Annotated in this window: 10 protein-coding genes; 5 read left to right on the forward strand and 5 right to left on the reverse strand. The window is 68.0% G+C overall.

From position 1 onward, the window contains the following. Positions 1–827: 827 nt before the first annotated feature. Positions 828–2591, reverse strand: coding sequence for a hypothetical protein (locus tag KUV67_04650; GenBank protein MBY6204156.1), 1764 nt, complete (start codon positions 2589–2591; stop codon positions 828–830). 738 nt (positions 2592–3329) lie between these two features. Continuing rightward, positions 3330–4319 carry a PPC domain-containing protein gene (locus tag KUV67_04655; protein ID MBY6204157.1) on the reverse strand — a complete coding sequence of 330 codons (990 nt, stop codon included), beginning with the start codon at positions 4317–4319 and terminating at the stop codon, positions 3330–3332. Positions 4320–4765: 446 nt separating this feature from the next. Between KUV67_04655 and KUV67_04660 the strand changes: the two genes are divergently transcribed. Beyond that, a complete protein-coding gene (locus tag KUV67_04660; protein MBY6204158.1) occupies positions 4766–4984 on the forward strand; it encodes an EF-hand domain-containing protein in 219 nt (72 codons plus the stop codon). Positions 4985–5127: 143 nt separating this feature from the next. Then, entirely contained in the window at positions 5128–6369 is a 1242-nt protein-coding gene (locus tag KUV67_04665; protein ID MBY6204159.1) for a GGDEF domain-containing protein, read from the forward strand. Positions 6370–6604: 235 nt separating this feature from the next. Here KUV67_04665 and KUV67_04670 read toward each other — a convergent pair whose 3' ends face one another. Further along, positions 6605–7630, reverse strand: coding sequence for a hypothetical protein (locus KUV67_04670; GenBank protein ID MBY6204160.1), 1026 nt, complete (start codon positions 7628–7630; stop codon positions 6605–6607). After that, positions 7627–8088: a GntR family transcriptional regulator gene (locus KUV67_04675; GenBank protein MBY6204161.1), complete on the reverse strand. Its 462-nt coding sequence runs from the start codon at positions 8086–8088 to the stop codon at positions 7627–7629. The genes KUV67_04670 and KUV67_04675 overlap by 4 nt, the downstream gene beginning before the upstream one ends. 219 nt (positions 8089–8307) lie before the next feature. On the opposite strand from KUV67_04675, the gene KUV67_04680 reads away from it, so the two are divergent. Further along, positions 8308–10971, forward strand: a complete 2664-nt coding sequence (locus KUV67_04680; GenBank protein MBY6204162.1) for an EAL domain-containing protein — start codon at positions 8308–8310, stop codon at positions 10969–10971. Positions 10972–11579: 608 nt separating this feature from the next. Here KUV67_04680 and KUV67_04685 read toward each other — a convergent pair. After that, positions 11580–12461 carry a PhzF family phenazine biosynthesis protein gene (locus tag KUV67_04685; protein MBY6204163.1) on the reverse strand — a complete coding sequence of 294 codons (882 nt, stop codon included), beginning with the start codon at positions 12459–12461 and terminating at the stop codon, positions 11580–11582. 255 nt (positions 12462–12716) lie between these two features. Here KUV67_04685 and KUV67_04690 point away from each other — a divergent pair, with 255 nt between their 5' ends. Both KUV67_04690 and KUV67_04695 read left to right on the forward strand, forming a co-directional pair. Continuing rightward, entirely contained in the window at positions 12717–14609 is a 1893-nt protein-coding gene (locus tag KUV67_04690; protein MBY6204164.1) for an EAL domain-containing protein, read from the forward strand. 55 nt (positions 14610–14664) lie between these two features. Then, complete coding sequence (locus tag KUV67_04695; GenBank protein ID MBY6204165.1) at positions 14665–15378, forward strand: hypothetical protein; 714 nt, start codon at positions 14665–14667, stop codon at positions 15376–15378. The last annotated feature ends 41 nt before the right edge of the window (positions 15379–15419 follow it).

Below are 15419 nucleotides of genomic sequence, written 5' to 3' on the forward strand. Positions count from 1 at the left end.
GCTGTCGTCCCGCACTCGATGCGGGATCCAGTGACTTTGAAGTTGCCTGGGCCGGGTCGAGAATCGACGACGGGCATACGGAAAGACACTGGGCCCTGAGTCAAGCTCAGGGCGACGGCAACAACAAAGGCCCCGGGTGCGCTGCGCTTTCCCGGGCTACGGTGTCGAGCGACGCTCCCTTCCCCCGTCGTCCCGCACTCGATGCGGGATCCAGTGACTATGAAGTGGCCTGGGCCGGGTCGAGAATCGACGACGGGCATACGGAAAGACACTGGGCCCTGAGTCAAGCTCAGGGCGAAGGCAACAACAAAGGCCCCGGGTGCGCTGCGCTTACCCGGGCTACGGTGTCGAGCGACGCCTCCTTCCCCCGTCGTCCCGCACTCGATGCGGGATCCAGTGACTTTGAAGTTGTCTTGGCCGGGTCGAGATTCGACGACGGAAGTACGGGAAGACACTGGGTCCTGAGTTATTGAACCGAGCAGCTTCAACGCGAGCTCGCTGAGCTGCGCAGCAGCGACGCCATCGAGTTCAGCACAGGCTACGCTCAGGGCGACGGCGACAACAACAAAGGCCCCGGGTGCGCTGCGCTTACCCGGGCTACGAACTTCAAAGTCGCTGGGCCCCGCATCGGGTGCGGGGCGACGCAATACAGCAAAGACTCTGGGACCTGAGTCAGGCCCAGGGCGACGGGGAAGCCGGCTCTTTCTCGCTGCTGCGTTTCCTCCGCGTCTTCGCGCCTCTGCGAGAGAACGCGTTTCGCCGTTCCGGTTTCGGGACCTGGCATCGAGTGCGGCCGATGGGATGCTCGAAAAGCCCTTGACCGGTGCTCAGAGTTTGCCGGGTTCCAGCGGGCGTTCGCGGTGGATGAGGATCCATTCGGCGTGCTCGTCGAGGGCGGCTTCGCCGAGCGCGCGGAGCAGGCCGCGCTTCTCTTCGACGCTTTCGCAGCGGGCCAGGCGGAACTGCGCGGTGCGGTATGTGGTGAGCATGAACCGGTACTGCTTCAGCAGTTCCTTCTCGGCCACCTTGTGGGCGTACGCCTCGCGCACGGCGGCGGCGAGCGGCAGGATGCCCATGGCGGCGACCATGGCGGTGACCAGCGTGTCTTCCAGCCGCTGCTGGAACAGGGCGAGAACGACGGTGATGCCGATGCCTGCCCACAGGGTGACGGTGACCAGGCGCTCGGTGCGCCGGACGTGCCGTCGGTGCGTGCGGCAGCGGTCCTCGAAGTAGCCGAGCTGGCCCCGCCCCCCGGGCTGGCCGATCCAGTGTTCGATCACGGCGTCGACTTCGCGCTCGCGATTCGACGCGGGTGCATCGGGCGCGCCGGCGTAGCGCATCACGTTGCGGATCCAGCCGATCTCCACGTCCTGCTTCTGCAGGAAGTTGTCGTAGGCGAAGTCGTTGCGCAGCTGGCCCGACACGCCGGCGAGGCGCCAGTAGAACTGCACCCGCAGGCCCTCGGCGAGGGCGCGGTAGTCGAGGAACTTGCGGTGCCACTCGCGTCGGGCGGCGATGCGGTAGACGACCCATCCGACGAAGAACAGGCCGAGGTAAGCGGCGATCATCTCCGCCCGATCGAGGTCGGCGTAGGCGATGAAGGCGACGCCCATCAACGCGGCCAGCAGGTAGAGCAGGCGCAGCGTGGTGCGGTAGCGGCGGCGAAAGCGAGCGGCCAGCCGATCGGCGCGCGAGAAGTAGGTCGCCGTGCGGGCCAGGTCCGCTTCGCCGCCCAGGTCGTCGCGCCAGCCAGGCAGCCGTTCGGCCAGCGCATCGTCCGGCGGCAGATCGAGCTGGTCGCGGTTGAAGGCGCCGGTGCGCTTGAGCATCAGGTCCTGGGCGATCGGGATGTCGGGGATTTCCTTGCGCTCCGGGTCCGTCACCAGCCAGCGGGCCGTGCCCGGCTCGAGGCCGTCGGCGGGCGCGCCGTCCGCTCGATCGCGGGAGCAGACGATGTGGAACACCAGGTCCGTGTCGTCCGGGGCGAGGCCGCGGCGACCCCTGGAACCATCGTCATGACCGTAGTTGTACCCATCGTCGTCGCCGAAGGGGCGCGGGGTCATCCGGCCGAACTGGTGATAATCGACGACGTCGGCGGTTCCGCCCCGGGAGTCCGCCGGCTTGCCGTCCCAGATGGCGATCAGGATCTGGCAGTGGTCCGAGGTGTAGACGCCGACGCGTGCGTAGGCCTGTACGCGGTTGCCGTCGCGGTCGTGCTCGATTTCATCCGCACCGGCCAGTGCCGGCAGATCGACCACCCGCGCGGCCTCGAGCAGGTCGCGGAATTCCCGGCGCGATTCGGGGTCCTCGAAGTCCTGTTCGTACTCTTCCAGCGGCAAGGGCAGCGGCACGACCAGTTCGATGCCCCGGGCCCGTGCGACGCGCGCGGCGATCCGGTCACCGCCGTCGGCCAGCGGGCTGATCAGGCGCAGCGGGGTATCGGGATAGCGCTCCTCGAGCGCCTCGAACAGGGCCTGGAGCTGGGCTTCGATCGCGGTGACTTCGTCGTCCGGCGGGTCGCGGTGAGCGGTCACACCCAGGGTCAGGGGAATCGGCCCGGCGGAGGTTGCGTGGTTGGCGTCTGCAGGCATCCGGCGCTCCTGGACCCGATTCGAACGTCGCGGTCACCGCCGACGCGTGTCGGGAATATAGCATCGGGACCCGGGCATCCGTTCCGGAGCGGCGCCCCGCTGGGCCTCGTGGGAGCGGGCCTTGTCCGTCGTTCTGCCTCGATTTCCCGTTCGCTCGCAAGCTCACTCCCAGAGGCGCAGGGTTCGAAGGCGGCGGATGCTTCTTCGCCCGCAAGCGGCCTCCAACAGCGCGCTTCGGTCGATGGAGGCGGGGCGACCGTTCGCTCGCAAGCTCGCTCCCACAGGCACCCTGCTGTCGTCCCGCACTCGATGCGGGATCCAGTGACTTTGATCGTTCGGCGCGTGAAGACGCTGGGCCCGGGGCGACGGTATATGGAGATTCCCCGGGTGCGCTTCGCTTACCCGGGCTACGGTGTCGAGCGACGCCCCCTTCCCCCGTCGTCCCGCACTCGATGCGGGATCCAGCGACTTTGAAGTTGCCTGGGCCGGGTCGAGTTTCGATGGCGGAAGTACAGGAAGACACTGGGCCCTGAGTCCAGCTCAGGGCGACCGGAGAAGCAGGTTTGTTCTCGCTTCCGCTTTTCCTCCGCGTCTTCGCGTCTCTGCGAGAAAACGCTTTTCGCCTTTCCGGTTTCACAACATCGCCTCGAGTGCGGGGCGACGGAGTGAGGGGGGGGTCGGCCAGAAGAGAAGCCGACCGAGCCGGCGCAGGAAGGCCTGCGCCGGCGGTCGCGGAGATTACTTGAAGATGGTCAGCGTGTAGTCGCCGCTGTCGTCGGACAGTGCGGTGACGTAGATTTTGTGCGTGCCCGACTCGTACAACCGCACGATCAGTTCGCTGTTGGTGCCGTCGTTGCCGTCGTCGTTGCGGCCGAGGTTGGTGCCGTCGGGGTTGGAGACGTAGACCACGGTGTCGAAGTCGTCGGACTCCAGGGTCACCGACAGCGTATCGCCGGCTTCGCCGTCGACTTCGTAGACGTCGAACAGCTTGCCGTCGTAGGCGCGCTCGTCGCCGGCGCCCAGGCTGCCGTCGTGCTGGGCGACCTGCTCGCTGTCCAGGCCCTCGACGCTGAACTCGTAGCGGCCTTCGGAGCCGCCGCCGAGGCTGCCGGCGGTGACGGTCACGGTGCCCGCTTCACGGAAGTGGTACTGCAGGCGGCTGTTGTACCCCTCGTCGCCGCCGTCGTCGTCGCTGATCTCGTTGCCGTCGGCGTCGACCAGGGTCAGGTAGGCGTCGAAGTCGTAGGACTTCAGGTCGATGATCACGCGCTGGTCGGCCTCGCCGGTGATCTGGTAGCGATCGCCGCCGCCTCCGGTCAGGCGCCCGGTGACGCTCTCGCCGATGGCCACGTCGGCCGCCGGCGGCAGTTCGCGCACGACCAGGGTGTAGCTGCCGGTCTCGCCCGACGACAGCGGGCGGGCTTCGACGACCACGGTGCCGGCGCTGCTGAAGGTGCGCACGAAGCCGGCGTCCAGGCCGTCGTAGTCGTCGTTGTAGTAGCTCTCGCCGTTCGGCAGCTGGGCGTTGAGCGCGGTATCGACCCCGTCGCCGCGGACGATGACCTCGATGGTCTGCCCGGCCTCGACATCGAAGGCATGCCGATTGGCTTCGTTCGGGGCGCCGGTTTCGAAGGTGCCGTCGACGCTCATGATTTCGGTCTGCGCAAAGGCACTCGCGGAAACCAGCAGGCCGATGGCGGCCAGCGAGGACTTGGAAATTCGGTTCATGGTGTGCTCCCGGTGGTGGACTCCAGCGAAAAGTATACGCCGCCGCCGGTGCCGGCCGAGGCCCGGGTCGACGAGGTCGCCGGCTCCGCCTTTCCCTGTCGTCCAGCACGTGATGCGGGACCCCGGGCCTTTCTTGATCCACACCCGAAGTCACTGGACCCCGAATCGAGTGCGGGGCGACTAAGCAATTTCAACGTCGCCGGACACGCTTCGAGTGCGGGCGACGAAATCTGCAGTTCCGCTGCGTCCCGTCTCGGATGCCGGGACGACAGCAAGACCCTCTGCGCTCCTCACGTTCTCACCGCGTGCCCGCACCCCCCTCGTCGCCCCGCACTCGATGCGGGGTCCAGCGCCTTCCTTTCCAATCGATCAGGGTTCCACCGGTCGCCTGCAGGGCCGCGCCTGTCTGGGTATCATCGATATCCTCACCGCGAGGGAGTGCAGCGATGGATCGCCGGGAACTTGTTCAGGCCCTGTTCGAGGAATTCGACACCAACAACGACGGGGTGATCTCGCGCGCCGAGTTCGTCGACCTGATCGACTGCCTGCTCGGCAAGCACGGGGTGAAGACCCGCAACGAGATCTTCGACGAATTCGACGCGAACCACGACAACGTCATCTCGCGCGACGAACTCACCGACCTGATCATCGAATACGCGATCTGATCGGCCGCGTGACCCCAGGTCGTCCGTCGACGACCGCATACCCGCCTCGAAGCCCCGGAGCCGCCGCGCCGTAGCGAATTGCGGCATGTCCGATCGCTCTCTATACTGGGCTGCGGTTTCAAAGGCCACGAGCCGGAGTACGATTGGACTTCCTGGCCAGCATCGACACCCCTTCGGTCGCAGCCGCGATCTTCCTGATCTCCTTCACCCTGGCGGTCGGGATGACCTCCTTCTGGCAGGTCGGGCGAACGGAACCGGGGTTCGGCTACTGGGTCGCGGCGCAGTGGGCGCTGTCGCTGGGCCTGGTCATGCTGTTCGCGCGCGGCATCGTGGCGTTGCCCGTGTCCGTAGCCTGCGGCAACGGGCTGTTCTTCCTGACCCTGATCCTGGTGCGCATGGGCATCGGGCGCTTCCGCGAGCGGACGATTCCGATCTGGCCCGACGCGTCGATCGCCGCGCTGATCGTGGTCGCCATCACCATCAACGCCGCGAGCGGCGGCCAGATCGAAACCCGCACGGCCCTGATCGGCGCCACCCTGAGCCTGCTTGCACTTCGCTGCGCCAGCGCCCTGCATGGCCTGAGCGGACTGATGCGACCGATCGGCCGGTTCACGCAGCGCGGTCTGCTGCTGGTGAGTTTCCTGATGCTGCTTCGCGGCGTGATCGCGGTGTTCTCGACCCGGGGCGATTACCCGCTGTTCCAGCCGGGCCTGGTCAACACGTCGCTGTTCCTCACCATCGCGGTGGCCAGCGTTGCGCTGCCGTTCGTTCTCGTGGTGCTGAACAACGCGCGCACGATGCAGCAGCTGCACCAGGCCCGGGAAGCCGCCGAAAGCGCCTCCGAGACCGATGCACTGACCGGCCTGATGAACCGGCGTGGCCTGTTCCGGTCGATCCGCGACTTCGATCGGACCCAGCTGATCGGCGTGTGCTTGATCGATCTCGATCATTTCAAGCGGGTCAACGACAACCACGGCCACGACGTTGGCGACCGGGTGCTGATGGAACTGGCCCGCTTGCTGCAGGAAGAGGCGTCCGACTGCCTGATCGCCCGCATGGGCGGCGAAGAGTTCCTGATGGTGGTGCCGGATGCGGATCACAGGAAAACGCTGGAAACCGCCGAGCGGATCCGCGTGGCCATCGCGCAGCGTCTCGGCCCGAAATCCGGTCTGAACACGCTGATCACCACCAGCATCGGCACCTGTTCGGGACCGCGGCTTCGCTTCGACGAGCTGCTGACCAGCGCCGATCTCGCGCTGTACCGGGCCAAGAACGCCGGCCGCGACCGGGCGCTGGGCTCCGCGCCGGGCGACGCCGCCCTCACCCCCAGCGGCCGCCAGGTCCGTTACCGGACCGTTCGTCATCCCGAGCGGTCGAGGAGCTGATCCGGGCTCGAGAGAGCGGATGGGTTCGGCGATCGTTCTTCGCCCGCAAGCGGCCTCCAACAGGTGCTTCGGTCGATGTAGGCGAGGCGACCGTTCGCTCGCAAGCTGACTCCCACAGACTCCCTGTTGTCGTGGCCGTTCGCTCGCACGCTCGCTCCCACAGGCACCCTGCTGTCGTCCCGCACTTGATGCGGGATCCAGCGACGTTGATCGATGAGGGAGTGAAAGCGCCGTCCTAGGGCAGCGCCACCCAGACCAGTGCGCCGGTGGCGGCCAGGATCGCGCCGATGATCCACCACGCGGCGGGCCGCCCGAAGTTCAGGGTGTAGCCGACGCCGAAGCGCTTTTCCAGCCACAGCGCGGGATCGTCGGGGTTGTAGTAGATCAGCCCCAGCTTCCAGGCTGCATCGGGCGAGCGATCGCCGTCGTCGGGTCGACCGGGCCGGGCGAAGCTGCCGGCGCGCCACATCACCACCGGCACGAGCAGCACCGCCAGCGTACAACCCAGGTTGACGGCCACGCCGAGCGCGCCGCCGATCCAGGCCTCGCCGTACAGCACGGCCAGCGCGTTCCACCCGCCGAGCAGGCCCAGGAACAGCATCATCCACAGCACCATCCGGTTGATCGCCTCGACCCGGGAGCGATGTCCGGGAAGGCGGCGGATCAGGAGCCCGAGCGGCATGATCAGGTGCATGAGCGCCAGCGTCGCCAGCATCAGCAGCGGCAGGCCGTAGACCACGGCCGGGTCGATCGGCGCGGACGCGGATTCCGGGCCGACCGGCGCCCCGATCCGGGCGGCCAGCCAGGCCATCGCCGCCACGACCGGAAGGTACGGCACGGCGTGGATCCACAGGGGACGGGGCACGATATCGCGCAACCGATCCGGCGGCATCAGCTCGATCCTCCGCTCGGCGGAACGGTCCCGGCTGTAGGCCATCGCCCGCTGCCGGCAGACAACGAAGACCGCGATCGCACCGAAGCTCACGCCCAGCGAACCGATCGTGCAGGCCACCGCCAGCGCGGGCTCGGGGTCCAGCCACCGCCACAGCGGCGTGATGGCCGCCAGGCTGAGCAGCAGCGCGGCCAGGGTCCCGAAGCGGTAGGTGCGCCGGATCGCCCGTCCGGCCGGAGACTCCGCGAAGCCCGCCGGCACGGTGACGGCGAAGAACGTGCTGCCCCGGCCCAACCGGGGCATGGCCAGCATCAATCCGCCGAGGGCGGTGGGCAGCAGGTAGGCAAAGGCAAGCATCCAGGCGTTCATTCTTCATCTCCTTTTCCGGCCGGCGTCCGTGCCGGCGCGCGTTCCGAAGTGCCGGATCGATCCAGCACCTCGTCGATCCGGTCCTCGAGGTCGGCGCGGTCCAGGCCGCGGGCCTCGTAGCGGGCCAGCAGGTCGTCCAGCGCAGCGCCGAAGCGGCGGGCGAGCCGCTCTCGCTCGCCGACGCCGGGCCGGGGCGCGCGACGCTCGACGACCACCGTGCCGGCGCGGCGCCGGAGTTCGAGCCATCCCTCGGCCTCGAGCTCGCGATACGCCTGCACCACGGTGTTGAAGTGCACCCCGAGGTCGCGGGCCAGTGCGCGCGACGACGGCAGCGCATCGCCGGGGCGAAGGTCGCCGTCGAGCAGGCAGCGGCGCAGCCCGCCGGCGATCTGCTGGACCACGGGCACGGAGCTGTCGAGATCGACCACCAGGGTCGGCGAATTCTTTTGTACGGCCATCGTGTACAAAGAATACGCCGGGCCGACCCGGACGTCAATGTATGCGGCCACCATACAAAGTTCGGCGCCGCGGGGACTGCGACACCGGTCACGGAAACCAGGGCGAATCCGCAGGCGCGCCACAATGCCGGCCGAACGGCGCTGGCATATGGCTCGGTTTCCGTGGCATGCTTCGTGGTTTGCGGCCTCGGCCGCTTCCCGGGGGTTCCCGTTCCGTTCATGAATCTGCCGCGCCGTTCGTCCCTGGCCCTGACGCTGATCGCGCTCGTCGGCGTGACGGCCAGCACGTGGGCGGCCCTCTGGCTCCACGAGTCGGAGCACCGGCGCAATCGCGCCGAGCTCTCGGAGCAGATGGAGCAGATCGCCGGCACCGTCGCCAGCCAGTTCGCCAAGTACGAAACGCTGCTGCTCGCCGGGCGCGCGCTGTTCGCCGGGTCCGACTTCGTGACCCGTCCCGAATGGGCCCTGTTCACAGCGGAAGTCATCTCGGGCCAGGCCCTGCCCGGCCTGCTCGGCCTGGCCTGGGCCCCCTACGTCGACGATCCGATCGGCCTGGACCTGCTCTCCGACCAGCGCGCGGAAGAGGGGCTGGCGCCGCTCGAGGTCCGACCGGAGGGCGAGCGACCGTTCTACTGCCCGATCTTCTACAACGAACCGCTGGAAGACAATTCCTCCTCGATCGGGCGCGACATCTGCGAAGTCGCACCGCTGCACGACGCGCTCCGCCTGACCCGGGAGACCGGTTCGGCCCTGCTGTCGGCGCCGCTGGACTTCCGCACCGAGGACGGCGAATCCACGCTCGCCGGCTACGTGCTGCTGATCTGGGTGTCCGAGAAGTCGGCCAGCCACACGGGCTGGATCGCCGCGTCGATCGCCAACGAAGACCTGTTCGGTGCACCGACGGCCGCGCTGTCCGGCCTGCACTTCGCGGCCACGGACGTCACGGACCGGCCCGAGGTCATCTACGGGGCGACGCCGCCGCCGAACGACGACTGGCTGCATCGCGAAACCCGCGTCGAACGCGAGATTCCGGTGGCCGGCCGGACCTGGCGGCTGGAACTGGTCGAACCCCCGGTCCCCCTCGGCGCGGCGGCGCTGGTGCTGGTCGGCGGGCTCACGCTGACCGGGCTGCTCATCGCCTACCTGCTGGCCCTGTTCCAGACCCGAGGCCGGGCCGAACACCTGGCCCACCGGATGACCGAGAAGCTCAGCGAGAGCGAGCAGCTGCTGGCTTCGATCACCGACAACATCTTCGAGGGCATCTATCGAGGGCGCGCCGAAGAAGGCCTGATCTATGCCAACGAGTCGTTGGCGAAGATGTTCAACTACGACACGCCCGCGGAGATGATCGAACATGCCGGACCGATCCTCTATGCGCGCAGCGAACAGCGCGACGAACTGCTCGAGCTGCTCAAGCGCGACGGCTACTACCGGGACATCGAGGTCGAGTTCGTCCGCTCCGACGGGACGCGGTTCATCGGGGTGAACAATGCCGTGGCCACGCGCGACGACGACGGCAACATCCAGTACTTCGACGGCGCCATCTACGACATCACGGCACGCAAACGGGCCGAGGAACAGGTCCACCGGCTGGCCCACTACGATGCGCTGACCGGCCTGCCCAACCGAGCCATGCTCGACCGGCGGCTACGCCAGGCGATCAACCATGCACGCTCGTCGAAGCAGTCGCTGGCGATGCTGTTCATGGATCTCGACCACTTCAAGACGATCAACGATTCGCTGGGTCACAGCCTGGGGGATCAGCTGCTGGTCCAGGTCGCCAAGCGCCTGGGCGGCGGGCTTCGCAGCGACGACTCGGTCAGCCGCCTCGGCGGCGACGAGTTCCTGATCCTGCTGTCCGACGTCAAGAGCGAAGGCGCTGCACGGGGCGCGCAGCGCATCCTCGGCTTGTTCGCCGAGCCCTTCGACCTGGAGGGCCACGAGCTCCGCGTCACGCCGAGTATCGGCATCTCGATGTTCCCCAACGACGCGATCGACGCCGAGACGTTGATCCGGAACGCGGACGCCGCGATGTACGCCGCCAAGGAGAAGGGCCGGGCGAACTACCAGTTCTTCACGCCGGAGATGAACGACCGCGCGCGCGAGCGCCTGACCCTGGAAAGCGACCTGCGCCAGGCGCTGAAGACGGGGCAGCTGTCGATGCACTACCAGCCGGTCGTGCGGCTGGCCGATCGCCGCATCGTCGGCGCCGAGGCGCTGATGCGCTGGAACCATCCCGAGCACGGCAACATTCCGCCGTCGCGCTTCATTCCCATCGCCGAGCAGAGCGGCCTGATCATCGAGATCGGCGACTGGGCGATCGCCGAGGCCTGCCGCCAGCTGGCCGTATGGATGAAGGAGGGCTTCGAGCCGCTGCCGGTGGCGGTCAACGTCTCGGCCCTGCAGTTCTGGCGCGGCGGCCTCGTCGACCAGGTGCGATCGGCGCTCGACGCGAACGCGCTCGACGCCGAGTGGCTGGAGCTCGAGCTCACCGAAAGCGTGATCATGCGCGACGCCGACACCGCCAGCCGCGTGATCTCCCAGCTCAACGGGCTGGGCGTCGGGCTGTCGATCGACGACTTCGGCACCGGCTATTCCAGCCTGAGTTACCTGAAGAAGTTCTCGATCAGCAAGCTGAAGATCGACCAATCCTTCGTCCAGGATCTCGGCCACGATCCCGACGACGCCGCGATCGTTTCGGCCGTGGTCAGCATGGCCGCGGACCTCGGCCTGCAGGTCGTCGCCGAGGGCGTGGAAACCGAAGACCAGCGCTCGATGCTGATCGCCCGCGACTGCGAACTGGCCCAGGGCTTCCTGTTCGATCGGCCGATGCCGGCCGACGCCTTCAGCGCCCGCCTCCGCGCGGTGGCCACCGAGGCCTGAGCCGGCTCGTACGTCCTGCCGCGGCCCTTCGCTCGCAAGCTCGCTCCCACAGGCGACTGGATCGAGGGCGCCGGATGGCTCTCCGCCCGCGAGCGGTCTGCAACAGGCTGGGTTCCGATTGGAGCCAGAAGCCAGAAGCCTGGAGCCAGGAGCCTGTAGGAGTGAGCTTGCGAGCGAATCGATCCAGTCCGCCCACCCTCCGCCCGCGAGCGGTCTCCAACAGGCTGGGTTCCGATTGGAGCCAGGAGCCAGAAGCCTCGAGCCTGTGGGAGTGAGCTTGCGAGCGAAGGGCCGGGTCAGAAAAGCGTTCGCCCGAAAGCGGCCTCCAACAGGTGCTTCGGTCGGCGTATGTGGGGCGGCGGGGAACTGCGAATACACTGGGCCCTGAGTCAAGCTCAGGGCAACGGGGGAAGCAGGCTCTTTCTCGCTTCGGCTTTTCCTCCGCGTCTTCGCGCCTCTGCGGGAGAACGCTTTTCGCCGTTCCGATTCGAGAACATCGCGTCGAGTGCGGGGCGACGGAGAGAGTCTGCTTGTTCGCCTGCAGGCAAGCTCCCAAAGGCGCCTTGTTCGCGGACTCAGGAGCGACCGGTTCGGTCGTGATGCGGCGCTCAGACCTCGATCGTTCCGTTCATGACCGGCACCGCGTGGCCGCCGACCCGGAGGGCGCGCGGAACGCCGCCGTGGACGGTGAGTCGCACGAAGATGCGGCTCGGCCGGCCCATCACCCGGCCCTGCTCGATCGACCATTCGTGGCGGCCGTCGTCCAGCGCGCCGGCGGCGACGAGGTGGGCCGGCAGACCGGCCGCGGCCGATCCGGTGGCCGGATCCTCGGCCACGCCGATATGCGGCGCGAACATCCTGGCCGAAAACGCCCCGCGCGCCGGGTCGTCGCTGCTCCATGCGAACACGCCGCAGGCGTTCCCCAACGCCAGCGCGTCCCAGGACGACGTATCCAGGCGCGCCGAATCGAGCGCTTCGCGGTCGACCCGGGCATACAGGAAGTCGATGCCGGCACCGGCGAAGCGCGGCCGGTAGGCTTCCCTTGCAACGCTGCCCTCCGCCAGGCCGAGCGCCTGCTCGATCGCGGCCGGATCGGCCGTCCGCTCCAGCAGCCGGGGCCGATTCGGATTCTGGAACTCGGCGTACGGTGCGCCGTTCCGGCTCAGTCGAATCGGGAACCGACCGGCGGCCAGGTCGAGCTGGAGCGCGTTGCCGCCGCCGCGGGCTCGGGCGAGGGCACAGGCCGCACCCACGGTCGGGTGGCCGGCGAAGGGAAGCTCCCCGGTCGGGGTGAAGATGCGGATCCGCGCATCGACCTCGTCGTCGTCCGGCTCGAGCACGAACACGCTTTCCGAATAATCGAACTCGCGGGCGACGCACTGCATCTCCTCGGTCGACAGGGCGTCTGCACCGAACACGACGGCAAGCGGATTTCCGGCAAATCGACGGTCGGTGAATACATCCCAGGTTTCGTACGCAAGTCGGCGCATGGCGATCATCTCTTCCCGGGTTCCGATTCCTCATGGTACTCAAAGGTCGTCGATCCACTCTTGACCCTCGGAAAACGTCCCGGCCTTCCGCGTGCCGTAATGGAATTCACAGGCCTGGCGTATGGTCCTGAAGACCTCGGACCATTGCAACAGGGTCCGCGTCCCCGTCCCCTGCCGAAACGATTCCCGGTGGAGATGCGGCAGTCGAGACCCGGGTGATGGCACCGGTGGTAGATCGCAGTAGAGGGAACGCCCTTGACCGAATCGCCCGACAGCCCCGCGCGAGACCTGCTCGACGCGCTTTCGGATCTCGATGACTCGGGCTGGACGTCCCTGGGCGATGCGTTTCCCGATGGGTATCACCGGCTGATCGACGTGCTCCGCGGCGAGGTGCCCGGCGCGCTCCAGGCGCTCGACGCGCCCGGCGACGCCCGTCCGCATTCGACCCGATCGCTGGACCATGCGCTGCTGCGCTTGCAGGCGATCTACGATGTCCTGCCGGTGGGAATCACGATTCTCGACGAGCACGGCGACATCGTCGACTGCAATCGAACCGCCGAACACCTGCTCGGGATGTCCCGGACCGAACACCTCTCGCGCAACTACGCCGAGGGCTGGGAGATCTACGACCGGGACGGCGCCCGCATGCGCCCGGACGACTACGCCGGAGGAATCGCACTGCGGACCGGGGAGACCGTCCGCGACCAGATCACGCAGGTCGAGACGCCGAAGGGCCGGATCTGGCTGTCCGTGAGCGCGACGCCGATCCGGGCCGGCGGACTGGGCGTGGTCATCGCCTACGCCAATATCACGGACCTGGTCCGTGCGCAGCACCAGATCGAGGCGCTGGCCTTTTTCGATGTCGTTACGGGCCTCGCCAATCGTTCCCTGTTCATGGATGCGCTGCGTCGCGCGGTCGCCGACCGCCGGGCCGGGGCGGCCCCCGATTCTCGATCCGTGGCTGTGGTGCTGATCGACCTGAAGGGCTTCGCGGAGGTCAACGAGGCCAACGACCACTCGATCGGGGACGAGCTCTTGCGCGCCGTAAGCCGCCGGCTGAGCGACGCGCTACCGGCCACCTGCAGCCTGGCGCGGATCTACGCCGACGGCTTTGCCGCCATCGTCGAGGGGCCTCCCGACGCGCTGGCCGATCGTGCGCTTCGGGCCATCCGGCATCCGATCGAGGCCGGGGGACGCACGTTCCGGCTCGACGCACGCGTCGGCATCGCACAGTACCCCGCCGATGGCAACTCCGCGGAACTCCTGCTGAAGAACGCCGAGATCGCGCTCTGGCGCGCCAAGCAGACCGGCCAAGCGGTGCGGTTCTACGACCAGGCACTCGGCGATCGGCTGGCCCGCAAGATCGCTCTTGCCCATCGGCTCCAGCAGGCGCTTCGCGGGGACGGACTGGCCCTGTGCTACCAGCCGCAGTTCGAGCTGGCCGGAGGGCGGCTGGTCGGTGCCGAGGCGCTGCTTCGTTGGACCGATCGCGACTACGGTGTGATCGCGCCCTCGGAGTTCATCGGCATCGCCGAGGACCGCGGCATGATGCCGCAGCTCGGTCGATGGGTGCTCGAGGCCGCCTGCCGCCAGCTGGCGCGATGGGACGAGTCCGGTCTCGAGCTGCCGGGCCGGCTCGGCATCAACGTGTCGCCGCTGCAGCTCGATCGGCCGGAATTCGTCGACGACGTGCTGGGCATCCTCGAACGGATGGGGACCGACCCCGGGCGCATCGAGCTGGAGATCACCGAGAATGCGGTCGCCAGCGACCCCGTACGCGCGGTCGAGGTGCTGAACGCGCTGGCGGAAGCGGGTTTCGCGCTGGCGATCGACGACTTCGGCGTCGGCTACTCCTCGTTGTCCTACCTGCGCCGGTTTCGCCTGGACAAGCTGAAGATCGACCGGTCGTTCATCGCCACGATGACCGAGAACGAAAGCGACCGCGTGATCGTGGAGACGACGATCGCCATGGCACGGAGCCTCGGCCTGGACACCATCGCGGAAGGCGTGGAAACGCGGGAACAGGTCGAGGCGCTGCTGGCGATGGGCTGCAAGGAGGCACAGGGGTTCCTGCTCGGCAAGCCGGTTCCGGCCGACGAGTTCGTGCGGCACTGGCTTTCCGACAGCCGAGCATTGCGAGCTCGCTAGCCTTCCCCGGACCGGCCGTGTTGCGGAACGCAGGGCTTGACTGCATCATCGTCGGATGGACGAGTCCTCCCACCGCACCCCACCGGACGCGTCGGCCGATGCCGGCGGCTCGTCGGACCGGGTTCCCGAACACGTCCACCTGGTTCGTGCCCTGGCCAGCCTGGCGCTGGATTATCTGCGCTGGACCCAGCTGGTGCCGATGCTGTTTTCCTGGACCTTCCTGCTGCTGATGGTCGCGGCGCTGCTGCTGACCAATTTCCAGGACGCGTCGTTCGCGCTGCTGGAACGCGGCATCGGGGTCTACGAGCGCGTGGTCGGCCCGCTCGACCTCGGACCGCCAGGCGCGACGGATGACGGGGCAACGAGTGCCACGGGGGCCGCGCCCGGTGCCGCCGGCGGTGCGGAAGACCGCGATGAAGCCGCACCGGCGATGACGTTCACGGACGAGGACATCCTGCCGGTGGTGCTGCGGGCCTGGGCCCTGCTGGCGCTGGTCGGCTGGCTGTTCGGTGTCCTCCGCTCGATGCTGTTCGGCCCGCGCGAACCGCGCCGGCTCTGGCCGAAGCTGCGGATCGCGCTGTACGTCGCGATCGGCTGTTCCGGCCTGATGTGGATCGCCTACGCGCTGGGCACGAGCACCTTCAACGGCGGCATCGCGGGCTGGGCCCTGCTGTTTACCGGCATCCCGCTCGGGGTCTGGCTGGTCAGCGCCTGGAGCCTGACCTTCGGCCACCTGGTCGGCCGGCTCCAGCGCCACCTGCACGCCTGAGCCGTCGATCGTCGATTGCCGAATGTCGATTGCCGGGCGCC

Source organism: Halomonas denitrificans (genome assembly GCA_019800895.1).
Classification (GTDB): Bacteria; Pseudomonadota; Gammaproteobacteria; order Xanthomonadales; family Wenzhouxiangellaceae.